We start from the raw sequence: 22328 nt of genomic DNA, 5'->3' as shown, positions 1-22328 counted from the left end.
CCGCACCCGCCGGCCGCCGGTCAGGCGAGTCTGAACTGCAGGTCGGTGTCCCAGTTGTGCGGGTCGGGCTCGACCCGCGGATCGGTGTTGTACAGCTCCAGGCGGCACCCCCAGTGCTCGGTGCCGTCGTGCTCGGTCATGTCCCACTTCAGCTCCTGCTCGCCGGCCCACTTCAGCAGGGACTCGATGGCGCCGGCGAGCTGGTCGGGGTGGCCGTGGTGGGAGAGGGTGGCGTAGCGTCCGGCGGGCAGCACCGCGGCGAACAGGTCGCCCTCGCCCGCCACCGGCGTCGCCACCGGCACCCCCGCCTGCACCACGAGCCGGTCGCCCGGCATGTCGATGCTCTCGTACCTCAGGAACGGCGCCCCCGCGATAGGGACCCCGAGCCCGGCCAGCCGGCCGACGATCTCGCCGATGCGGTCGGCGATCAGGCCGAACGTGGTCATGGTGATGGTGGCGCGCGCCCCGACGTAATGACGCTCGGGGAACTCGATGATCTGTGGCATGTTTCCTCCTTCACCTCCCAGTACGGAGCGCGGGCTCGAAACTCATCGGCAGCCCGAAGAACGGGAACAACCCGGGATCCAGGTACGTCGTCTCCCCCGTGATCACTCCCCCGGCCACCTCCAGCACGACCAGGGCGAACGGCTCCCCTCGCAGGTACTGGCCGAACGCCGGGCAGCCGTTGGCCCGCGTCGGCAGCAGCCGGGATCCGGCGCACGGCGCGTCGGAGGCGAGCAGCACCGCCCGGACGGCCTCGCGCCCCCGCAGCCACCATGTGAACGGCGGCATGGACGACGTGGCGTCCTCGTGCAACAGCGACACCAGCGCGGCCACGTCGTAGCGCTCGAAGGCCGACACGTACCGGGCCAGCAGCTCTCCGTCCACCTCCTCGTCGACGGGGGCGGCGGCGGGGAGCCGGGCCCTGGCCCGCTGCAGGACGCTGTTGACCGAGGTGACCGTGCTGGCCAGCAGGGCAGCCGTCTCGGCGGCGCTCCACCCGAGCACGTCGCGCAGGATGAGCACGGCCCGCTGCCGGGGTGGCAGGTGTTGCAGCGCGGCCACGAACGCCAGCCGCACGGACTCCCGCGCCACCGCCAGGTCGGCGGGGTCGAGCACGAGTGCGTCGGGGACCGGCTGGACCCAGCGGCCGGGCGGCAGCGGCTCGCCCAGTTCGGCTCCTGGAACGGCGGCGGGCCCGAGGTCCATGGCGCGGGCGCGGCGCTGCGGGCCCCGCAGCATGTCCAGGCAGACGTTCGTGGCCAGGTGGAACAGCCACGCGCGCAGCGGCCCCCGCCCGGGGTCGTACGTCCGCCAGGCCCTGACGAACGCCTCCTGCACCGCGTCCTCGGCCTCGAACCCGGAGCCGAGCATGCGGTAGCAGTAGCCGGTCAGCGCGGCGCGGTGCGCTTCGAGATCCATGTCAGCTCACTTCGATCTGCAACTCGGTGACCCACGCGTCCCGGTCGTCCGGGCAGTGCAGGGAGACCTCTCTGGCCAGGTCGCGGGAGCGGTGGCCGGTCTCCTCGATCCAGTGGGCCAGCGCCTGGAACGTCGGCCCGACCGCCTCCATCGGCCCGTGGTGGATGATCGTGGCGGCCGTCTCGATGCCGGGCAGGCCGGTCACCTCGAAGTCGTGCCGGCCGACCTGCCCGGGGGCCACGTTCACCGGCAGGCAGGCGTGCACCATGACGGAGCCGTCGTCCTCCTCCCGGTAGTGGGCGATGCCGGGGCCGGTGATGCGCAGGCAGGCGTCCTCCACCCGCCGGCACAGCTCCCCGAACAGCGGGCCGATGACCGGCCCGATGTCCGCGCCGTCGTAGCTGGCCGCCCTGGCGGAGAGTCGCGCGACGCGGACGGGGTTCACCCTCTTCAGCACGACCTCCGCCGTGCGCATGCGCCCCTCGGTCTCGATCGTGCGCAGCCGCGCCTCGACGCTGCGCAGCCTGTCCAGGTCGGCGTTGATCCGCTCTTCGAGCTGGGCACGGCGCAGGCGGACCATGCCGTGCAGCTCCTCCGTGCTCACCTTCTCGTCGAGGATGGCCCTGACCTGCTCCAGCGTGAAGCCGAGGTCCTTGATCGCGACGATGCGGTTGAGCCTGGCGAGCTGCTCGGCCTGGTAGGAGCGGTAGCCGGTGACCGGGTCGACGTGTGCCGGGCGCAGCAGGCCGATGGCGTCGTAGTGGCGGAGCATGCGTACGGACACCAGCCCCAGCCTGGCGAACTCTCCAATGCTGAACATGGTCTCTCCAGGTCTAGGGCCTGACACCGTGTCAGGGTCAACCTATGGCGATTTCTCATACCTTGGGGTATTTTTCGTCTCAAAGCGGGCGACCGAACGTTCGGTAGGAGCCATGATTCCCCAACTGTCCGACACCGGCGAGCGCATCAGGACGGCGGCGGTGCTGCTGTTCGCCCGGCAGGGCTACGCCGCCACGAGCATCAGAGACCTCGGCAGGGCGGTCGGCATGACCAACGCCGGGATCTACCACCACGTCGCCAGCAAGGAGGCCCTGCTGGCCGACCTCATGCGGGTGGCCCAGCAGGGGCTGATCGAGGCCACGCGCCGCCTGCTGGCCCCCTGCGCACGTCCCGCCGACCGACTCGCCCTGCTGATCAGCTCGCTGACCGCCGTCCACGCGCTCAGCCCCATGACCACCCGCGTCATGGACGGCGAACTGCGCTCGCTGACCCCCGGCTCCGCCGCCCACGACGAGATCATCGCGCTGCGCGACGCGTACGAGGCCCACTGGAAGCAGGCGCTGGCCGACGGCGTCGCCGAGGGCACGTTCCGCGTCGCCGACCAGAAGCTCACCCGGCTCGCCCTGATGTCCATGTGCACCGGCACCAGCGAGTGGTACCGCCCCGACGGGGACTCCACGCTGGAGCAGGTGTGCGCCGAGTTCGTGGCGATCGGCCTGGCCGCCGTACGCGCCCCGGCCCAGGCCGTCGTCACCGCCGACCTCTCCCTGCTGCCCGACTTCCCGTGGGAGCCGCCGCATGAGCGATACGATCCCCGACCTGATGAGGCACGCCGCCCGCACGTACGGTGAGCGCGAGTTCCTCTGCTTCCCCGGCCACTCCGGCTCCGCCTCCCCCGTCTCCCTCACCTTCGCCGAGGCCGACGAACGCTCCGACCGGCTGGCCGGGGCCCTGATCGGCCACGGAGTGCGCCCCGGCGACCGGGTGGCGGTCATGCTGGACAACGAGCCCGGCTGGCCGCTGAGCTGGCTGGGGGTGCTCAAGGCCGGAGCGGTCACCGTGCCGGTGAACGTCCGCTACCGGGCCGCCGACCTGGAGCACGTCCTGCGCGACTCGGGCGCCGTGGCCACCGTCACCACGGCCGGGCACGCCGCCCAGGTCCCGGGTGTGGTGCACCTGCGCGACGCGCTGGCCGACGGCGTGCCGCGCCCCGCCCCGCCGGCCAGGCCGCAGGACGTGGCGAACTTCCAGTACACGTCGGGGACCACGGGCTTCCCCAAGGCGTGCATGCTCACCCACGACTACTGGCTCAGGTCCGCCCAGGTCGTCGCCGACCAGATCGGCCTCCGTGACGACGACGTCCTGATGATCGCCCAGGCGTACTCCTACATGGACCCCCAGTGGGTCACCCTCCTGAGTCTCATCGGCGGCGTCCCGCTCGTGGTGCTCCCCCGCTTCTCCGCCTCCGGCTTCTGGGCGTCGGCCAGGGAGCACGGCGCGACGCTCACGTACGTGCTGGGCACGATGCCGCTCCTGCTGCACAAGCAGCCGCCGCACCCCCACGACCGCGACCACCGCATGCGCCTGGTGCTCTGCTCGGGCATCCAGCCCGACCTGCACCGTACGTTCGAGGAACGCTGGGGCGCCCCGTGGCGGGAGCTGTACGGCTCCACCGAGAGCGGCCCCGACCTGCTCATGCCGATCGACGCCGTGGAGACGGTCGGCACCGGCGCCATGGGCCTGGCCCCGCCGGGCAAGGAGGTCGAGCTCGACGCCGAGACCGGGGAGATCCTGGTCAGGGGCGCGCCCATGATGACGGGCTACTGGAACCACCCGGAGGCCACCGCCCACGCCTTCAGGGGCGGCTGGTACCACACCGGCGACCTGGGCCTGCGCGACGACCGGGGCCACATCCGGCACGCCGGGCGGATCAAGGACATGGTGCGCAGGGGCGGCGAGAACATCTCCTGCGCCGAGGTGGAGAGCGTGCTTGTCGGGCATCCCGCGGTCATGTCGGCGGCGCTCGTGCCCATCCCCGACGAGCTGTGGGGTGAGCTGCCGAAGGCGTTCCTGCAGCTCCGCCCCGGCCACGCCGCCACCCGCGACACGGCCATGAGCGTGATCGAGCACGCCGGGCGACGCCTGGCCCGCTTCAAGATCCCGGCGTACGTGGAGTTCGTCGAGGAGTTCACGCTGACCCCGTCGGCCCGCATCGAGAAGCGCCACCTCCTCCACCCCGGGCGCGACCAGCGCGCCGCCCCAGCCATCCAGGTCGACAAGGAGCAGAGATGATCGACGTTACGGTACGCGACGAGGTGGCCCTGATCACCCTCGACCGCCCCGACAAGCTCAACGCCCTCACCGCCGCCATGCGTACGGACCTGGCGGCAGCCGTCCGCGAGCACGGCCGCAACTCCAGGGGCATCGTGGTCACCGGCACCGGCCGGGCCTTCTCCTCCGGCGAGGACATCAATCAGGCGGTGGGCCGGTCGCTGGTGGACGAGGTCGAGCTGTTCCACGACATGACCAGGGCCGTGCTGGAGACGCGGGTGCCGGTGGTGGGGGCGATCAACGGGCTGGCCGTGGGCGGCGCCGCCGAGTGGACGCTCTGCTTCGACGCCCGCATCGGCACCCCCGCGGCCGAGTATTTCCTGCCGGAGAACCACCTCGGCCTGTCGATCTCCAACGCCGCCGGCTATCTGCTGCCCCGCCTGGTGGGCGGCCGGGCGCTGCGGCTGGTGCTCGACTCGACCCGGATGAGCGCCGCCGACGCCCTGGCCCTGGGGCTGCTGGACGAGATCGTGGCCCAGGAGGCGCTGGTGGCGGCGGCGATCGCCCGCGTACACCGCTGGAGCGCCCCCGGCACGGCCACGGCCGTGCACCTCGCGCTGCTGCGCCCGCCGCTGGCGGAGGTCGAGCGCGCCTTCGCTGCGGAGACGGAGGCGGCCAAGCAGGTGGAGGCGTCGGGCCTCGCCCAGGAGGGCATGTCGCGCTTCCTCAACCGGCCCAGGTCATGAGAGCCAGGGCCTACGCGACGACCAGGGCCGCCACCACCAGCGCCGCCGCGACGACCACCAGCACGATCGAGTCGTAGGACCACGTCACCCGGGCCGGCGCCGCCTCCTCCCCGCGGCGCCGGGCCGACTCGGCCCGGTCGCGGATCTGGTCACCCACCCAGTCGGCGTGCGTCTTGCCCGCGAACGCCTCCAGCGCCGCCTGCTCGCCCTTCGACAACGTCGGCTCGGTCTTGAGCCGCCCCCGCTGCGCCGGAGCGGTCGCCCGCCGCTGCGCCTTGGCCCGCTCGCGGGCGGTGCTCATCGGCGTCCACAGCCGCAGCACCTGCTCGTCGCCGTAGCGCACGGTGATCGCGTGGGACACCGTGACGTCGTCGATCGAGGCCCACGGCAGGAACGTGGTGCGGAACGGGTTGCGCCCCGCGAGCCCCGCCTCCGTCAGGACGGTGGCGGGGCGCAGCGCGACCGCGTAGACGAGCGCCGTCAGCGCCCCGAGCACGGCCAGCGCGACCAGCGAGGGCTTGCCGGTGTAGCGGACGATCAGGTCGAAGACGTTGATCGCGACGAAGGCCAGCCACACCCAGGCCAGCACGAAAGCGGTCCTGGACCGGTAGACCTGCTTCACGACTGCCACTTGATCTGCGCGAACCCCGGCTTGATCACGCCGTTGATCAGCGCCAGCCGCTCGTCGAACGGGATGAAGGCCGACTTCATCGCGTTGACCGTGAACCACTGCAGGTCGTCCCACCCGTAGCCGAACGCCTGGACCAGCTTGTGGAACTCCAGGGCCAGGGTGGTCGAGCTCATCAGCCGGTTGTCGGTGTTGACGGTGACGCGGAAGTGCAGCCGCCGCAGCAGCCCGATCGGGTGCTCGGCGATCGAGGTGGCCGCGCCGGTCTGCAGGTTGGAGGTGGGGCACATCTCCAGCGGGATGCGCTTGTCACGCACGTACGCCGCCAGCCGCCCCAGCTTGGCCGACCCGTCGCCGGCCACGGAGATGTCGTCGATGATGCGTACGCCGTGGCCCAGCCGGTCGGCGCCGCACCACTGGATGGCCTGCCAGATCGACGGCAGCCCGAACGCCTCGCCCGCGTGGATGGTGAAATGGGCGTTTTCCCGCTGGAGGTATTCGAAGGCGTCGAGGTGCCTGGTGGGCGGGTAGCCAGCCTCGGCCCCCGCGATGTCGAACCCCACCACGCCGCCGTCGCGGTAGCGCACCGCCAGCTCGGCGATCTCCCGGGAGCGCGCCTGGTGCCGCATGGCGGTCAGCAGCGTGCCCACCCGGATGCGCGGCTGCCCCCCAGGGCCGCGTGAGCCCTGCGCGAACCCGTCGAGCACCGCCTCCACGACCTGGTCGAGGCTGAGCCCTCTGGTGGTGTGCTGCTCGGGCGCGAAGCGTACCTCGGCGTAGACCACGCCGTCGTCGGCCAGGTCCTGGGCGCACTCGGCCGCCACGCGGACGAGGGACTCGCGCGTCTGCATGACGGCGACCGTGTGGTCGAAGGTCTCCAGGTAACGTTCGAGCGAGCCGGAGTCGGATGCCTCCTCGAACCACTCGCGCAGGTTGTCGGGGTCACCGGTGGGCAGCCGGCCGTAGTCGCTCTCCCTGGCCAGCTCGACGATCGTCTCGGCGCGGAGCCCGCCGTCGAGGTGATCGTGCAGCAGCACCTTGGGAACCCGCCGGATGTCGTCAAGCAAGGGACTCATCTGGCCATGATATGAGCACCCGGCGACCGGTTTTCAGTCGCGCCCCGCGCTCTCCGGGGAGAAGGCCGGCAGGCACACCGCGACGTATTCGGCGCCCTCCGGCCCGGTGCTGTAGCGCACCCTCTCCCCCGGCGAGGTCACCAGCGACTGCCCGGCCTCCACCCGCGTCGTGCCCCCATCGTGCTCCACGAGCACCGTGCCGCGCAGGACCACGGTGTACTCGGTGAACGACGGCGTCTGGGGCGGCTCCTCCCAACCGGGCGGAGCGGTCATGTGGGCGATGGAGATCGCCTCGTCGCCGCTGTTGACGCGGCCCACATGCTCGTCGATCAGTTTGCCACCGGGTACGGGGACACGGGTCGCCCCCTCGATCTTTCTCACCACCACGTCAGTGTGCCACGTCCAGGATCAGCCGGTGCGGCGAGTCCTGCTCGGTGAGCTGGAACGCGGCCCGCCGGGACAGCACCAGCCCGATGCCGACGCGGCCCTCGAAGTCGCCGGTCCTGACGACGTCGGTGAGGTTGTTCAGGTCGGCCTGGTAGACGGGGCCGCCGTCCCAGGTGGACACGCCCTCCTCGTCGTGGGCGTGCGCGGGGAAGAGCGTGAGCTGGAGGTAGGCACCCCCGCGCACGTTCATGGTCCGGCCGGAACCGTCCTGGACGAACTGGTCCACCCACTGCACGTTGTAGCCGGGGACGCCGCCCTTGAGGTCGACCACGAGGCGGTCGTAGGTGTCGTGGGCGGCGTACCGCACGTTCGTGACGATCGCGGGCTCCATGCCGCCGCGCTCGACGTCGACCTCGGCGGTGTTGGTCGGGGCGCCGGGCGTGCCCAGCTCCCCTGACGGGCTGCCGGACTGGGTGCCCGACTGGGCGGCGGGCGGGCTCTGGGGCAGGGTGGCCTGCGGGGCGGGGCCACACGCGGTGACCACGGCGAGGCAGGCGAGCGTTACGGCCACCCGGGCACGCGACGGCCGGCCGCAGGATGGGGATGACGTGCGCATGCCCGGTAGATGCCCCAGCGTACGGACCCGCAAGCGGTGTCATGCGGATCCGTGCACCGGTTTCGGCGACCCCACGGGAAGCACCGGAGGGCCCCTACGGCATGCCCGAGGTCAGACGGTCTCGTACGCCTTCACGTCGTCCTGCTCCACGGCCGCCGCCTTGCGCGAGCGCAGGCCGGTCGCCGAGATCGCCAGCCCAGCCAGGGCCAGCACCAGCGAGACCACGATGGCCGCGCGCAGCGAGCCGATGGAGAGCGTCTCACCGCCGCCCGAGGTGAGCACGGCGGTCACCGCGGCCAGCACGATCGCGCCGCCCACCTGTCCGGAGGTGTTGAGCAGGCCGGAGGCCAGCCCCTGCTCGTCGTCGTGCACGCCGCTGGTGGCCTGGATGTTCAGCGAGGGGAACGACAGCGCGAACGCGATGCCCAGCAGGACCATGCCGGGGATCACCATGCCGCCCAGGCTGGGGGTGCGGTCGATGCCCAGGAAGATCGCGTACCCGCCGGCCAGCGCGGCGGCGCCGATGACGATCAGCTTGCCGGTGCCGAACCGGTCGGCGAAGTCGCCCATCTTGGTCGACGTGAGCGCCACGAGCAGGCCCGCGGGCAGGAACGCCATAGCGGTGCCGAGGGCCGACCAGCCCAGCAGGTTCTGGAAGTACTGCATGGCCACGAACTGGAACGCCACGTACGAGCCCATGAGGATGAGCAGCCCCAGGTTGGCCCGCACGATGTGACCGGAGCGCAGGATGCCCAGCCGCACCAGCGGGTGGCGCATCCGCAGCTCGGCGAAGACGAACACGCCGAGCAGCACGGCCACGCCCACGAGCGAGCCGATCGTCTGCACCGAGGCCCACCCGACCTCGGGCGCCTGCACGACCGTGAACACCAGCAGCAACATCGACGCGCTGATCGTCACGGCGCCGATCAGGTCGTGACCGCCCTCGGCCCGCTCCTCCCGGCCCTTCGGCAACACCTTCAACGCGGCGACCAGCGCGATGATCGCGACAGGCACCGGCATCAGCAACGTCCAGCGCCAGCCGATCTCCGTCAGCAGGCCGGACAGCACGAGGCCGAGTGAGTAGCCGCTGGCTCCGCAGGCGGTGAAGATGCTCAACGCCCGGTTGCGCTCAGGCCCTTCGGGAAACGTGGTGGTGATGATCGACAAGGCGGCGGGCGCGGTGAAGGCGGCGGCCACCCCCTTCACGAACCTGGCCGCGATCAGCAGCCCGCCGTCGTCGACGACGCCACCGAGCAACGAGGCCACGGCGAACACGCCCAAGGCGACCAGGAACACCCTGCGCCGCCCGAGCAGGTCGGCGGTCCTGCCCCCGAGCAACAGAAGACCGCCGTAGCCCAGCACGTAGCCACTGACCACCCACTGCAGGGAAGACGTACTCAAGCCCAGGTCGTGCTGGATGGCGGGCAGGGCGACGCCCACCATCGAGACGTCCAGGGCGTCAAGGAAGATCACAGCGCAGAGCACGGTGAGCGCGCCCCAACGGGATGAGGTAGAGGACATGGAGCAGAACAATACATGCAGGCGCATCTAATGCAAATGCATTTAATGCCATTGCATGAGTTTTAGCGAAGTGGTAACCTCCGCGTCATGGACGAGCGGTTCGTGGTGGACACCTGGCACTACGTCCTGGGCAAACACGCCAAGGCGATGTGCGCCCTTGAGCGTGAGCTGGGCGACCGGCACGGCCTGGGGCCCAGCGAGTTCGAGGTGCTCGACCGGATCGTCCATCACGACAGGAAGCTGCGCATCCAGGAGCTGTGCGACGAGGTGCACCTGAGCCAGAGCGCACTGTCGCGGGTGGTGGCGCGGCTGGAGAAGGCGTCGCTGGTGTCGCGCGTCGTCTGCGACGACGACCGGCGCGGCGTCGTCGTGTGCATCACCGACGAGGGCCGCACCCGCCACGCCGAGGCGCTGCCCACGCAGCGCGCCGTCCTCTCCCAGATCTTCACCGACACCCCGGCCCTGGCCCCCTGACGGAGAAGGGGGCCGGAGTCAGGGAGCGGTGACGCGGTCGATGACCAGGGGCAGGTGCTCCTCCGCCGCCGGCCCCACCGCGTACGCGCCCTCCAGCGCCTCCAGCGCCCGGTCGAAGCGCGACGTCTCGTCCGCGTGCAGCGTCATCAACGGCTGCCCGTCCCGCACCAGGTCCCCCGGCTTGGCGTGCAGCACGATCCCCGCCCCGAACGACACCGGGTCCTCCTTGCGCGCCCGCCCGGCCCCCAGCCGCCAGGCCGCCAGGCCCACCGCGTAGGCGTCGAGCCGGGCCAGCACCCCGGACGAAGGCGCCTGCACGGTCAACGTCTCGGCCGCCCTCGGCAGCACGGCGTCCGGGTCGCCGCCCTGCGCCGAGATCATCCGGCGCCACGCGTCCATGGCGGAGCCGTCCTCCAGCGCCTTGGCCGGGTCCTTGCCCGGCGAGACCCCGGCGGCGGCCAGCATCTCCCGCGCCAGCCGTACGGTGAGCTCCACCACGTCGGCCGGGCCGCCCCCGGACAGCACCTCGACCGACTCCTCGACCTCCAGCGCGTTGCCCACGGCCCGCCCGAGCGGCCGGTCCATGGCCGTCAGCAGCGCGACCGTCCGCACGCCCGCGTCGGTGCCGAGCGCGACCATGGTCTCGGCCAGCTCCCTGGCCGCCGGGACGGTCTTCATGAACGCCCCGGAGCCCACCTTCACGTCGAGGACGAGGGAGCCCGTGCCCTCGGCGATCTTCTTCGACATGATCGACGAGGCGATCAGCGGGATCGACTCGACGGTGCCGGTGACGTCGCGCAGGGCGTACAGCTTCTTGTCGGCAGGGGCCAGCCCCGAACCGGCCGCGCACACGACCGCGCCGGCCGCCCGCAGGACGCCCAGCATCTCGTCGTTCGACAGCGAGGCCCGCCAGCCGGGGATCGACTCCAGCTTGTCGAGCGTGCCGCCCGTGTGGCCGAGCCCGCGCCCGGACAACTGCGGCACGTACGCCCCGCACGCGGCCACCACCGGCGCCAGCGGCAGGGTGATCTTGTCGCCGACCCCGCCCGTCGAGTGCTTGTCGGCCGTGGGCCGGTCGAGCAGCGACCAGTCCATGCGCTCGCCGGAGCGGATCATGGCCTGGGTCCAGTCGGCGATCTCGCGCCGGTTCATGCCGTTCAGCAGGATCGCCATGGCCAGGGCCGACATCTGCTCGTCGGCCACCGCGCCGCCCGTGTACGCGTCGATCACCCAGTCGATCTGCGCCGTGCTCAGCTCGCCCCGGTCCCGCTTGGCGCGGATGACCTCGATGGCGTCCATCACGCGCTCCTGCTGAGGTCCTGGGGCCCGAACGCGTACGGCAGGACGTCGGCCATGCGCTTCGGCCCGGCCTCGGTCTCGACCAGCAGGTCCTCGCCGCCGAACTCGTACAGGAGCTGGCGGCAGCGCCCGCACGGCATCAGCAGCTCGCCGTGGCCGTCCACGCAGGTGAAGGCCACCAGCCGGCCGCCGCCCGAGCGCTGCAACGCCGAGACCAGACCGCACTCGGCGCACAGGCCGAGGCCGTAGGAGGCGTTCTCGACGTTGCAGCCGGTGACGATCCGCCCGTCGTCGACGAGCGCCGCCGCCCCCACCGGAAACTTCGAGTACGGCGCGTACGCGTGCCGCATGGCCTCCGCGGCCTCGTCACGCAGGCCGTCCCAATCGATGCTCACTGTTGTTCCCCCCGGTTCAATGTTGCTCCCCCCGCCGATAACGCACGCCGTCGGCCTTGGGCATCCGCAGGCGCTGCGAGGCGACCAGGAGCACGAGCAGCGTGAGCACGTGTGGCGTGATGTAGACGAACTCGTCCGGCAACTGGCCGACGGTCAGCCAGAGCCAGAAGAGGATGACCGCGCCCAAAGCGGCCAGGGCCATCAGGGTGTACTGCCTGGCGCTCGTGGCCGCCAGCTCGGCGGGCCGGTCGGCGGAGATCAGGCGGCGGACCTGCAGGACGAGGTACGCCAGCAGCAGCACCGCGCCGAACAGGAAGAACGTGGTGACCGCGCCGGTGCTGCGCAGTTGCAGGCCGTTGGCGTAGCCGAACAGAGAGGCCCCGGCCGTGAGGCCGCCGGGCCGCCAGTTGCCGAAGATCATGGCAGCCAGGCCGATGAAGCCGCGCCCCTGCGTCTGGCCCTCGACGTACTTGGTGGAGACGAAGACCAGGAACACGCCGCCGAGCCCGGCGAAGGCCCCCGAGATGACGACGGCCGCGTACTTGATCAGGTAGACGTTGACGCCCAGCGACTCGGCGGCCCACGGGTTCTCGCCCGCCGAGCGCAGCCGCAGGCCGAAGGCCGTGTGCCAGAGCACGAAGAACGTCAGCGGCAGCATCAGCACGGCCACGATCACCAGCACGTTGACGTCGTGGGTGAGCCCGCGCAGGATGCCGGCCAGGTCGGAGAGCAGGAACCAGTGGGTGTTCTCCAACCGGCCGAGCAGGTCGGGTCCGTCGGAGAGCACCGGCAGGCTGATCGACGGCGCGGGTGAACTGATCGCAGGCGAGCTGGTGATGCCCGCGCCTGCGTCGGAGGCGGAGGTGCCCTCCTGGTAGAGGACCTCCGACAGGAAGCGGGTGACGCCGGGGCCGAGCAGGTTGATGGCGACGCCGCTGATGATGTGGTCGACGCCGAACGACACGGTCGCGATCGCGTGCAGGAGCCCGCCGAGCGCGCCGCCGAGCAGCCCGGCGACCAGCGCGGCCACGGCGCCCCACTGGTATCCGGCCCAACCGGCGAACCAGGTGCCGAGCACCATCATGCCTTCGAGGCCGATGTTGACCACGCCGGCCCGCTCGGCCCACAGGCCGCCGAGCCCGGCCAGGGCGATCGGCACGGCCAGCAGCAGCGCGGCGGCGAACGTGCCAGAGGAGGTGATGTCCTCCTGCCCCGACACGATCCGCACCAGCGACATCAGCAGGATGAGCGCGGCGACGCCGATCAGCGTCACGTGGTACTTGCCGATCCTGGTCATGCTGTCACCTCAACGGGGGTGTGCCTGCCGAGCTGCTGGGCGGCCCGTCGTTCTTCGAGCCTGAGCGCGAACCGGTTGGTCATCTCGTTGGCGACGACCACCAGCAGCACGATCGCGCCCTGAATGATCGTTATCACGGACGCCGGGACGTCGGCGAACTGCAACGCGCCCTGGCCCCGGTCGAGGAAGGCGAACAGCAGCGCGGCGATCGCGATGCCGCCGGGCTTGTTCCGGCCGAGCAGGGCCACGGCGATGCCGAGGAAGCCCAGACCGGCGGTGAAGTTGGAGTTGAAGGCGCCTCTGTCGCCGAGGATCTCGGGCAGTCCGATGAGCCCGGCGACGGCACCGGACAACACCATCGCCGCGATCACCATGGTTTTCGGATTGACGCCCGAGGCGAGCGCGGCCGGGCTGTTGAGTCCGCTGGCCTTGACGTTGAAACCGAAGCGGGTGCGTTCGAGCACGAACCAGATCACGATGCCGAGCACCGCGGCCACGACGAGGAAGCCCCACAGGCCGCCGTTGCGGGTGGGCGGGAGCAGCCCGAACCCCTCGAACAGGAAGTTCAGGTCGGGGAACATGCCGGAGGCGGGCAGCGGCGGCGTCGTGGTGGTGAGCTGGCCCTCCGCGCGCTCGCCGGCGAAGGGACCGCGGACGAGGAAGGTGGACAGGTTGATCGCGATGTAGTTGAGCATGATCGTGGCGATGACCTCGTTCACGCCCCTGGTCACCTTCATGACCGCGGGGATGAGCGCGTACAGGCCACCGACGATCGCCGCGACCAGGATGATCACCGTGATCCGGATCGGTGCGGGAGCCGTGAACGTGGAGCCCACGAACGCCGCGCAGACGGCGGCGATGCGGTACTGGCCCTCGACGCCGATGTTGAAGAGGTTCATGCGGAAGCCGATGGCCACCGCGAGACCGGCGATGTACAGCGGCACCGCGCGGTTGAGGAAGGCGGCGACGGAGTTCGCCTGCGCCCGCGCGGTCTCCCCGAAGTCGAAGAAGGCGGCCAGCGCGTCCAGTGGGCGCCCGCCCGCGATGACGATGGCCACGCTGCAGATCGCGATCGCCAGGATGATGGCGACGACGGCGCCGACGACGGTGAGCAGCGCCCGGTTGAGCCCGGCGGGCATCACGTCTCCTCGTTGCCGGCGATGGCGCCGGTCATGTAGCCGCCCAGCCGCTCGGGCGTGATGTCGGACGGGTCGAGCGCGGCCACGAGCCGCCCCCGGTAGATCACCCGGATCGAGTCGGACAGGCCGATCAGCTCGTCGAGGTCGGCGGAGATGAGCAGCACTGCCAGCCCGGCGGCACGGGCGTCGCGCAGGTGGTCCCAGATCGCGGCCTGCGCGCCGACGTCCACGCCGCGCGTGGGATGGGCGGCGATGAGGAACGCCGGATCGCCGCTCATCTCGCGGCCGACGATCAGCTTCTGCTGGTTGCCGCCGGACAGGGCCAGGGCGAGGGTGTCGACGCTCGGCGTGCGTACGTCGTAGTCCTTGACGATGCGCTCGGTGTCGGCCCTGGACGCGCGCCGGTCGACCCAGATGCCGCGGCGTGCGGGCTTCCTGGTCTGGTGGCCGAGCACGCGGTTCTCCCACAGCGACGCCTCCAGGAGCAGTCCCTGGCGGTGGCGGTCTTCGGGGATGTAACCGATGCCCGCTTCGCGGCGCTTGAGCGTGGACCAGGCGCTGATGTCGTGGAAGTCGAGGTCGATCCGGCCGTGCGCGGGGCGGATGCCCATGAGGGCCTCGATCAGCTCGGACTGGCCGTTGCCCTCGACGCCCGCGATGCCGAGGATCTCGCCCTTGTGGATCTCGAAGGACACGTCGTCGAGCAGGAGACGCTTGCCCTCTGCGCGGAGCTTGTCGGCGTACTGGGTGATCGAGGTGCCTTTGGGCAGCGGGTGGTGGCCGTCGGCCTCCATGGTGAGGTGCGCGGCCCTCAGCGCGACCGTGTCGGTCACCGTGGACTCGCGGGTCTCGGGGGTGGGCAGTTCGCTGCCCACCATCAGTTCGGCGAGCTGCCGCGCGGTGACCTCGGACGGGTCCACCTCGGCGACCGTGGTGCCCCGCCGGATCACGGTGATCGCGTCGGCGATGTCGAGCACCTCGTCGAGCTTGTGGGAGATGAAGATGACGGTCAGGCCGTCGGCCCTGAGCTCGCGCAGGTTCTGGAAGAGCTCCTCGACCTCCTGCGGCACCAGGACAGCGGTGGGCTCGTCGAGGATGAGGATGCGGGCGCCACGATAGAGGACCTTGAGGATCTCGACGCGCTGGCGGTCGCCGACGCCGAGGTCCTCGACGAGCTTGTCGGGATCCACCCGCAGGCCGTGCGTGCCGGCCAGTTCGGTGATGCGCCTGCGGGCTCCGACGGTGTCGAGCCTGCCGCCCTTCTTCGGCTCGGCGCCGAGAACGATGTTCTCCAGGACGGTGAAGTTGTCGGCGAGCATGAAGTGCTGGTGCACCATGCCGATCCCGACTCCGATGGCGTCACTCGGCGTGCGGAAGCTGACCTCAACGCCGTTGACCTTGATGGTCCCCTCGTCGGGCTTCTGCATGCCGTAAAGGATCTTCATCAGGGTGGATTTGCCCGCGCCGTTCTCCCCCACGATGGCGTGCACCGTGCCGGGCTGGACGGTGATGCGGATGTCGTGGTTCGCGACGACACCGGGGAAACGCTTGGTGATGCCCTCAAGCTCTACGGCAGGTTTCACCGTGGCCAAGGTGTCAGCACTCATCTGCCTCTCCTACAGGGGGCGGGATAGACAGAAGGCCCGAAGTTCGCGGACTCCGGGCCCTCGTTTGTCACTTCTACCCCGGCTTACGGCTTGGCGGGAACCGTGATCTTGCCGTCGACGATGTCCTTCCTGGCAGCGTCGAGCTTGTCCTTGATGTCGTCGATCTCGCCGCCCGTGGTGGACAGGCCGACGCCGTCGACCTTGAGGTCGTACGTGACGTTGGCGCCACCCTTGGCACCGCCCTGGAACGCCTTGATGAACTCGAAGACACCGACGTCGACGCGCTTGAGCATCGAGGTCATGATCACCGACTGCAGGTCGGTCTCCTTGACCGTCTGGCGCTGGTCGGAGTCGACGCCGATGGCCTTCTTCTGGGCCGCGGCGGCGGCCTGGAACACACCGAGGCCGGAGTCGCCGGAGGCGTGGTAGACGATGTCGGCGCCGTCCTGGTACATCTTCTCGGCCGCGACCTTGCCCTTGTCGGGGGCCTTGAAGCCGGTGAAGTCACCGTCGGGGGACAGGTACTTGATGTCGATCTTGGCGTCCGCCTTGACCGACTTCACGCCGGCCACGAAGCCCGCCTCGAACTTCTTGATCAGGTCGCTCTCGACGCCGCCGACGAAGCCGACGTGGCCCGACTCCGACTTGGTCGCGGCGGCGACGCCCGCCAGGTACGAGCCCTGCTCCTCGGCGAAGAGCAGGCCGGTCACGTTGGGGGCGTTGGAGGCGGAGTCGACGACCGCGAACTGGATCTCCGGGTATTCCTCGGCCGCCTTCTTGACGTCCTCGGCATAGGCGAAGCCGACACCGATGATCGGGTTGAAGCCCGCATCGGCGAGCTGGCGCAGCAGGTCGCCACGGTTGGAGCCGTCGGCGGAGGGGCTCAGCTCCTTGATCTCCGCGCCGAGCTCCGTCTTGGCCTTCTCCAGGCCCGCGTAGGCGGCGTCGTTGAAGGACTTGTCACCACGCCCGCCGACGTCGAACGCCAGCCCCACCTTGAGCGCGCTGCCCGGTGCCGCGCTGCTCGCGCCGGCCGCCGGCTCCTGATCGGCGGTAGTGCCCCCACCGTTGCCACCGCAGGCGGCCGCTGCCATGAGCATGACGCCGGCCACGGAGCCGAGCATGACCCTGTTGAATCGCTTGCCGAGCAACGCGACTCCCTTCCATTTCCCCGCCGCCGAATCTCATCGCAGGCGCGAAGAAACGTACGGCACCTGCACGGAAGATAGTTGCTTGACCAGGGACAACCAAACTCGCGCACAGGGTCGCAACCTGTCCGTTATCGACATCACTCGCGTCCGTGACCTGAAGCGAGATTCAGGCACACCAGACACCTCGCCGAAACTTTTGCCCAACTTTGGGGCACGATCACCTCTTGCCCGGAGGCCCGATCATGGCGGAGATTCCACAGCGACGGTTGAAATCTCGTATCGGAGTCCCGCATGCATCCCTGGAGAGCCCTCGCCGTGCCGCTGGCCGCGTTACTCGTGGCCGGCCTGTGCGGCGCCCCGCCCGCCGCGGCGGACACCCCCACCATCAGGATCGAGGACAACGCCACCCAGCCGGTCTTCTCCCGGGCCGACGCCGTCAGGCAGACGGTGTACGTCGAGGTCGAGGGGACCGACAGCGACCGCGACGGCGCGAACGACCGGGTGGCCGTGGACATCCTGCGGCCCAAGGAGACCGAGCAGGGCCTGAAGGTCCCGGTGATCATGGAGGCGAGCCCCTACTACGCCCCCGGCAACGACGTCGCCAACCACCCGGTCGACGTGGACGAGAACGGCGTCCCGCTGCCCGCGCTGAGCGCCCTGTCGGCCAGGTCGGCCGCCGAGCCGTTCGACAGCTACTACGACAACTACTTCCTCCCCCGCGGCTACGCCATCGCGTTGGTCGAGAACGTCGGCAGCGCCCGCGCCACCGGCTGCCCGACCTCGGGCGACCGCAACGAGACCGCGGGCCCGAAGGCCGCGATCGACTGGCTGAACGGCCGCGCCAAGGGCTTCGACGCCGCGGGCAACCCGATCGAGGCCACCTGGTCGACGGGCAAGGTCGGCATGATCGGCGTCTCGTACAACGGCACGCTGCCGAACGCGGTGGCCGCGACGGGCGTGGAGGGCCTGGAGACGATCGTCCCGATCGCCGCGATCTCGAGCTGGTACGACTACTACCGCGCCAACGGCGGTGTCCTCGCCCCGGGCGGCTACCAGGGCGAGGACCTGGACGTGCTCGCCAAGTACGTACTGACCAGGCAGAACGGCCAGGAGGCGTGCGGCGCGGTGATCGACGAGATCACCCAGACGCAAGACCGGATCACCGGCGACTACAGCCGCTTCTGGGACGACCGCAACTACGTCAACGACGTGCGCAAGGTCAAGGCCAGCGTCTTCCTCGTGCACGGGCTCAACGACTGGAACGTCAAGACCAAGCAGTTCGCCCAGTGGTGGTACGCCCTGGCCAAGCAGAACGTGCCCCGCAAGATCTGGCTGCACCAGGGCACCCACATGAGCCCCTTCAACCTGCGTACCGCCGAGTGGCTGCGCCAGTTGCACGGCTGGTTCGACCAATGGCTGTACGGCATCGACTCGGGCATCATGCGTGAGCCGCAGGCCGACGTGGAGATCGCGGCCGGTCAATGGGCGCAGCACGCCTCGTGGCCGCTGCCCCGCACGGCCACCGTGCCGCTCCACCCGGGCCCAGGCTCGACGCTGGGCCTGCTCCCGCGCCCGCGCACGGCGGCCGAGACGTTCACGGACCAGAAGGTCAGGACGGCCGAGCAACTCGTGGAGGCGACGGGGGCCGATCCGAACCGGCTGGCGTACACGACCGGGTCGCTGCCCGCCGACGTACGGATCTCGGGCACGCCCACGGTCTCGGTGCGGGCGTCGATCAAGGACGGTGCCTCGCCGTACCTGACGGCGCTGCTGGTGGACTACGGGACCGACGTGCGCCCGAACGGCACCCTGGTCTCGACCGGCCAGAACTACTGCTACGGCCAGGGTGTCCCGGGTGACACGGGCTGCACGACACTCAGGACGCTCGGCACCGCCACCACCCCTTACAAGATCGTCACCAGGGGGTGGCTGGACGTCCGCAACCGGCACCGCGCCGACCGCACCGAGCCGCTGCGCGCGGGCAAGGAGTACACCTTCACCTGGGACTTCCAGCCGACCGACTACCTGTTCAAGAAGGGCCACCGGCTGGGCCTGGTGATCATCTCGACCGACTACGACTACACCCTGCGCTACCCGCCGGGCACGAAGATCACGGTGTCGCCGGGGCAGTCGTCCCTGCGGCTGCCCGTGGTGTTCGGCAAGCTGCTCTAGCGTGACGGAGCCCGCCGCGCGGGCGGCGGGCTCCTCGGCGCACGGCGGCGCTCACAACTGGGCGCCCTCCCACAGCGCGCCGAACGTGGTGGTGGCCAGCGTGCGCACCCCCACGGCGATCGCCCGCTCGTCGATGTCGAAGCCCGGGTGGTGGATGTCGACCGCCGTCTCGCCGGGGACGCCGGTGCCGAGCCGGGCCAGCGCGCCGGGGACGGAGTCGACGTACCAGGAGAAGTCTTCGCCACCGAGGCTCTGCGGCGTGGGGACCGCGGCGGCGCTGCCGAACGCCTGGGTGATCGCGTTGTTGAGCATCTCGATGCTGCTCGCCTCGTTGACCGTGGGCGGCGTGCCGCGGCGGTAGTCGAGGTCGGTCATGATCCCGTAGGGGGCGGCGACCGCCTCGACCAGGTCCTTGATGAGATCGGGGGCCTGGTGCCAGGCCGCCTCGTCGAGCGAGCGCACGGTGCCCTGCAGGAAGCCCTCGCCGGGGATGGCGTTGAAGGCCGAGCCCGCGGCGATCTGCCCCCACACCAGGCTCAGGCTGGAGCGCGGGTCGACGCGGCGCGACAGCGCGGCGGGCACCTCGGTAACGATCTTGCTCAGCGCGAAGACGAGGTCGGCGGTGAGGTGCGGGCGGGCGGTGTGGCCGCCGGGCCCGCTCACGTTGATCTGCAGGTGGTCGCAGGAGCCGGTGATCGGGCCCACGCGGAGCCCGACGTGCCCGACCTCGATGCGCGGGTCGCAGTGCAGGGCGAAGATGCGGTCGACGCCGGACAGCCCGCCGTCGCGCATGACCTCGAGCGCCCCGGCCGCGATCTCCTCGGCCGGCTGGAAGATCAGCCGGACCCGGCCCGGCAGCGCGCCGAGCCGCGCCTGCTCGGCCAGGAAGAGGCCGACGCCCAGGACGACGGACGTGTGCGCGTCGTGCCCGCACGCATGGCAGACCCCGCGGTTGCGCGAGCGGTAGGGGACGTTCTTCTCGTCTTCCATCGGCAGGGCGTCGATGTCGGCGCGCAACGCCACGGTCGGGCCGCCCTCACCCCCGATGTCGGCCCACAGCCCGGTGCCCCGGCTCAGAAAGTGGGGCGTCAGGCCCGCGTCGACCAGGCGTTCGGCGATCTTCTCGGTGGTGCGGTGCTCGCTGAAGGCCACCTCGGGGTGCATGTGCAGGTCACGACGGAAGGCGATCAGCTCCTCCTCCGTCTTGCCGAGGAAGACATCGAGCTGTCCCACGAGATCGCGCCCCGCCGCAGCCCTCGGGGACGGCTCTTGTGCCGCGACCGACAACATGTCCAATGTCTTCCATCCTCACGCATTCGACTTCGTGCCAACCCCGCCCGGCGAGCCCGGCCAGATGCGCACGCGTGAGCGCTTTCGACGAATGCACACTCAGGCCCAGGCAAGGGTGTGACTGCAGACGAGCCGAGTGTCGGGCAGAACGCCAAGACCGGTAAGCCTCATGGACGCCCCGACGGTTACTCGACTCTATCTCTCCGCTGACCCGCAGAACCTCTACTAACCAAAAAGATAGCCGACGGCATGGCCGTAACCTCGGGTTTCGGTGCTCCGGACCTGCGCGGGTGACCCGGAAATAGTCCGAAGGGATCAGGAGATCGTGACCCGATGCTGCCAGTTCAAACGTGGTCAGCGATTCCGAATCCTGTCACCTTCCGCCATGGTCATCACACTCTAGCGATGGCTGCTTTTGAGAAGAATGCGTGCTTCACTCGCTATATGATCACTAATATCCCGTTCGGGGAGAAGTATGCTGGGTTGAGCATCTTCGAGCCGGGCGAGGGGACCCTGGTGGTCGTGCCCTCGCTCTCCCTTCCGCAGGATGAGCTCCGCCGGATCACCGGAGCCAGATCGTACGAGGAACGCATGCTGTTCTTGCTGCTCACGCTGCGAGAACCCAGGGTCAAGGTGGTCTACCTCACCTCCGCGCCGATCGACCCCGACATCGTCGACTACTACGTCTCGTTCCTGCCGGATCCGGACGACGCCGCCAAGCGTCTGACGCTGATCAGCCTCGACGACCCCTGGTCTCAGCCGTTGACCAGGGCCCTGCTCGACCGTCCCGACGCCGTCGAGCGGTTACGTTCGGCGATCGACGGCGACGCCTGGCTGGTGCCGTTCGTGCTGAGCGAGTTGGAGGAGGAACTCGCCTCGCTGCTCGGCGTCCCCCTCTACGGGCCCGCGACGTCCCTTTCCTATTACGGCTCCAAGAGCGGCTCCCGCGAGGTGGGACACGAGGCCGAGGTGCCGATGCCGCGCGGTTTCGCCGACGTGCACTCGGCGCTGCAGATCGAGGAGGCCATCGAGGCGCTGCCGGGCGAACGGGTGATCGTCAAGCTGAACGACGGATACTCGGGCCTCGGCAACGCGATCGTCACGAAGACCGACAGGTCACTGACCAGCTTCTCCGCGGCGGGAGAGACCTGGGGCAGCTTCACCGCGAAGATCCGGGAGCGGGGCGCCGTGGTCGAGGAGTTCATCGAGCACCACCCGCTCTACCACCCGAGCGCGCTGGCGCGGATCACGCCCGGCGGGCACGCGCAGGTCATGGCCACGCACGACCAGGTGCTCGGCGGTCCCAACGGGCACGTCTACCAGGGCTGCACGTTCCCGGCCGCCCCCGAGTACCGGGCCGAGGTGGGGGCCTCGGCCGGCCGGATCGCGCAGGTGCTCGCGGATCGGGGCGTGGTCGGCGTCTTCGGGATGGACTTCTTCGCCCTGAAGGCCGACGCCGGTTACGCGGCCCTGCTGTGCGAGATCAACCTGCGGATCGGCGGCACCACACACCCGTTGGGCGCGGCCATGCTGACGACCGGGGCCACGTACGATCCGGCCACCGGTCTGCTCATGTCCGGCGACCAGCCGAAGTACTACACCGCGACGGACAACTGCGCCGCCGCCTGCCTGCGCGGGCGGGCCCCCGGCGAGGTGATGCGGACGGCCGAGCGGCTCGGGATCGGGTTCGACTCGGGGCGGCGTACCGGCAACGTGTTCCACCTGCTCGGCGCCATCCCCGAGCACGGCAAGCTGGGCTTCACCTCGATCGGCGACTCCCGCGAGGAGGCCGACGAGCTGCACGCGCTCACCCGGCGTCTCCTTTGCGGCCCTTGACCGACGACTCGCGCAGGCCCCGCCAGCCGATGATCGCCAGTACGACGGCGAGGACGACGTTCACCGCGATCAGGATGCCGTGCACCACGTAGAAGCTGGTCGGATGCCCGTCGGCCAAGTTAAACCCCAGGTTCACCCACTCGAAGATCATGAATGCGCCCAAGATGATGAGGAATCCGGCGATCTTTCGTGACACATGTGCCTCTCTAGCATCGAAGGTG

General features: G+C 70.3%; 22 protein-coding genes. 6 read left to right on the top strand and 16 right to left on the bottom strand.

The features are described 5' to 3' along the window. Positions 1 to 20 precede the first annotated feature (20 nt). From ABD844_RS50930 to ABD844_RS50920, 3 genes are read right to left on the bottom strand one after another with little or no spacing between them, the layout of a single operon-like run. Positions 21 to 506, bottom strand: a complete 486-nt coding sequence (locus ABD844_RS50930) for a GyrI-like domain-containing protein (RefSeq protein ID WP_344896789.1) — start codon at positions 504 to 506, stop codon at positions 21 to 23. 10 nt (positions 507 to 516) lie between these two features. Further along, positions 517 to 1422, bottom strand: a complete 906-nt coding sequence (locus tag ABD844_RS50925; protein ID WP_344896786.1) for a sigma-70 family RNA polymerase sigma factor — start codon at positions 1420 to 1422, stop codon at positions 517 to 519. Position 1423: 1 nt separating this feature from the next. After that, a complete protein-coding gene (locus ABD844_RS50920) occupies positions 1424 to 2242 on the bottom strand; it encodes a MerR family transcriptional regulator (protein WP_344896783.1) in 819 nt (272 codons plus the stop codon). A 112-nt stretch (positions 2243 to 2354) separates the two neighbouring features. Between ABD844_RS50920 and ABD844_RS50915 the strand changes: the two genes are divergently transcribed. The 3 genes from ABD844_RS50915 to ABD844_RS50905 are packed head-to-tail and all read left to right on the top strand — an operon-like array spanning position 2355 to position 5219. After that, positions 2355 to 3053, top strand: a complete 699-nt coding sequence (locus ABD844_RS50915) for a TetR/AcrR family transcriptional regulator (protein ID WP_344896781.1) — start codon at positions 2355 to 2357, stop codon at positions 3051 to 3053. Next, complete coding sequence (locus ABD844_RS50910; RefSeq protein ID WP_344896778.1) at positions 3001 to 4494, top strand: AMP-binding protein; 1494 nt, start codon at positions 3001 to 3003, stop codon at positions 4492 to 4494. The genes ABD844_RS50915 and ABD844_RS50910 overlap by 53 nt, the downstream gene beginning before the upstream one ends. Continuing rightward, positions 4491 to 5219: an enoyl-CoA hydratase/isomerase family protein gene (locus ABD844_RS50905; RefSeq protein WP_344896775.1), complete on the top strand. Its 729-nt coding sequence runs from the start codon at positions 4491 to 4493 to the stop codon at positions 5217 to 5219. The genes ABD844_RS50910 and ABD844_RS50905 overlap by 4 nt, the downstream gene beginning before the upstream one ends. A 10-nt stretch (positions 5220 to 5229) precedes the next feature. On the opposite strand, the gene ABD844_RS50900 is transcribed toward ABD844_RS50905, so the two are convergent. The 5 genes from ABD844_RS50900 to ABD844_RS50880 form a co-directional block, all read right to left on the bottom strand. After that, positions 5230 to 5841, bottom strand: a complete 612-nt coding sequence (locus ABD844_RS50900; protein ID WP_344896772.1) for a PH domain-containing protein — start codon at positions 5839 to 5841, stop codon at positions 5230 to 5232. After that, positions 5838 to 6923, bottom strand: coding sequence for an adenosine deaminase (locus ABD844_RS50895; protein WP_344896769.1), 1086 nt, complete (start codon positions 6921 to 6923; stop codon positions 5838 to 5840). The genes ABD844_RS50900 and ABD844_RS50895 overlap by 4 nt, the downstream gene beginning before the upstream one ends. Positions 6924 to 6956: 33 nt before the next feature. Beyond that, a complete protein-coding gene (locus tag ABD844_RS50890) occupies positions 6957 to 7307 on the bottom strand; it encodes a cupin domain-containing protein (RefSeq protein ID WP_344896766.1) in 351 nt (116 codons plus the stop codon). A 4-nt stretch (positions 7308 to 7311) separates the two neighbouring features. Continuing rightward, positions 7312 to 7881 (bottom strand): AMIN-like domain-containing (lipo)protein, encoded by a 570-nt coding sequence (locus ABD844_RS50885; protein WP_344896763.1) that lies wholly within the window; start codon positions 7879 to 7881, stop codon positions 7312 to 7314. A 156-nt stretch (positions 7882 to 8037) separates the two neighbouring features. Further along, the gene (locus tag ABD844_RS50880; protein ID WP_344896760.1) at positions 8038 to 9447 is read right to left on the bottom strand and encodes an MFS transporter; all 1410 of its coding nucleotides are present in this window, start codon (positions 9445 to 9447) and stop codon (positions 8038 to 8040) included. Positions 9448 to 9534: 87 nt separating this feature from the next. Between ABD844_RS50880 and ABD844_RS50875 the strand changes: the two genes are divergently transcribed. Further along, positions 9535 to 9921, top strand: a complete 387-nt coding sequence (locus tag ABD844_RS50875) for a MarR family winged helix-turn-helix transcriptional regulator (protein ID WP_344896757.1) — start codon at positions 9535 to 9537, stop codon at positions 9919 to 9921. Positions 9922 to 9939: 18 nt separating this feature from the next. On the opposite strand, the gene ABD844_RS50870 is transcribed toward ABD844_RS50875, so the two are convergent. The 6 genes from ABD844_RS50870 to ABD844_RS50845 all read right to left on the bottom strand — a co-directional run bounded on the left by ABD844_RS50870 (position 9940) and on the right by ABD844_RS50845 (position 16809). Continuing rightward, positions 9940 to 11220 (bottom strand): thymidine phosphorylase, encoded by a 1281-nt coding sequence (locus ABD844_RS50870; protein WP_344896754.1) that lies wholly within the window; start codon positions 11218 to 11220, stop codon positions 9940 to 9942. Further along, entirely contained in the window at positions 11220 to 11615 is a 396-nt protein-coding gene (locus ABD844_RS50865; protein ID WP_344896751.1) for a cytidine deaminase, read from the bottom strand. Before ABD844_RS50865 ends, ABD844_RS50870 begins: the two co-directional genes overlap by 1 nt. 16 nt (positions 11616 to 11631) lie before the next feature. Further along, positions 11632 to 12912 (bottom strand): ABC transporter permease, encoded by a 1281-nt coding sequence (locus ABD844_RS50860; protein ID WP_344896748.1) that lies wholly within the window; start codon positions 12910 to 12912, stop codon positions 11632 to 11634. Continuing rightward, a complete protein-coding gene (locus tag ABD844_RS50855; RefSeq protein ID WP_344896745.1) occupies positions 12909 to 14051 on the bottom strand; it encodes an ABC transporter permease in 1143 nt (380 codons plus the stop codon). Before ABD844_RS50855 ends, ABD844_RS50860 begins: the two co-directional genes overlap by 4 nt. Next, positions 14051 to 15658, bottom strand: a complete 1608-nt coding sequence (locus ABD844_RS50850) for an ABC transporter ATP-binding protein (protein WP_344896742.1) — start codon at positions 15656 to 15658, stop codon at positions 14051 to 14053. The genes ABD844_RS50855 and ABD844_RS50850 overlap by 1 nt, the downstream gene beginning before the upstream one ends. A gap of 83 nt (positions 15659 to 15741) precedes the next feature. After that, positions 15742 to 16809, bottom strand: a complete 1068-nt coding sequence (locus tag ABD844_RS50845) for a BMP family lipoprotein (RefSeq protein ID WP_344896739.1) — start codon at positions 16807 to 16809, stop codon at positions 15742 to 15744. Positions 16810 to 17100: 291 nt separating this feature from the next. Here ABD844_RS50845 and ABD844_RS50840 point away from each other — a divergent pair, with 291 nt between their 5' ends. Then, positions 17101 to 18981, top strand: a complete 1881-nt coding sequence (locus ABD844_RS50840) for a Xaa-Pro dipeptidyl-peptidase (protein ID WP_344896736.1) — start codon at positions 17101 to 17103, stop codon at positions 18979 to 18981. Positions 18982 to 19032: 51 nt separating this feature from the next. Here the strand turns inward: ABD844_RS50840 and ABD844_RS50835 are convergent, their stop codons facing one another. After that, the gene (locus ABD844_RS50835; RefSeq protein ID WP_344896930.1) at positions 19033 to 20271 is read right to left on the bottom strand and encodes an amidohydrolase; all 1239 of its coding nucleotides are present in this window, start codon (positions 20269 to 20271) and stop codon (positions 19033 to 19035) included. Positions 20272 to 20754: 483 nt separating this feature from the next. Here ABD844_RS50835 and ABD844_RS50830 point away from each other — a divergent pair, with 483 nt between their 5' ends. Continuing rightward, positions 20755 to 22107 carry a peptide ligase PGM1-related protein gene (locus ABD844_RS50830; protein WP_344896733.1) on the top strand — a complete coding sequence of 451 codons (1353 nt, stop codon included), beginning with the start codon at positions 20755 to 20757 and terminating at the stop codon, positions 22105 to 22107. On the opposite strand, the gene ABD844_RS50825 is transcribed toward ABD844_RS50830, so the two are convergent. Beyond that, positions 22079 to 22303, bottom strand: a complete 225-nt coding sequence (locus ABD844_RS50825) for an SCO4848 family membrane protein (RefSeq protein WP_344896730.1) — start codon at positions 22301 to 22303, stop codon at positions 22079 to 22081. The two genes, ABD844_RS50830 and ABD844_RS50825, sit on opposite strands and share 29 nt — an antisense overlap. Positions 22304 to 22328: the final 25 nt, after the last annotated feature.

It is taken from the genome of Nonomuraea antimicrobica (assembly GCF_039536965.1).
GTDB classification, from domain to species: Bacteria; Actinomycetota; Actinomycetes; order Streptosporangiales; family Streptosporangiaceae; genus Nonomuraea; species Nonomuraea antimicrobica.
Note: the sequence above shows the minus strand (reverse complement) of the source record. Positions and strands in the feature narration are given on the sequence as shown.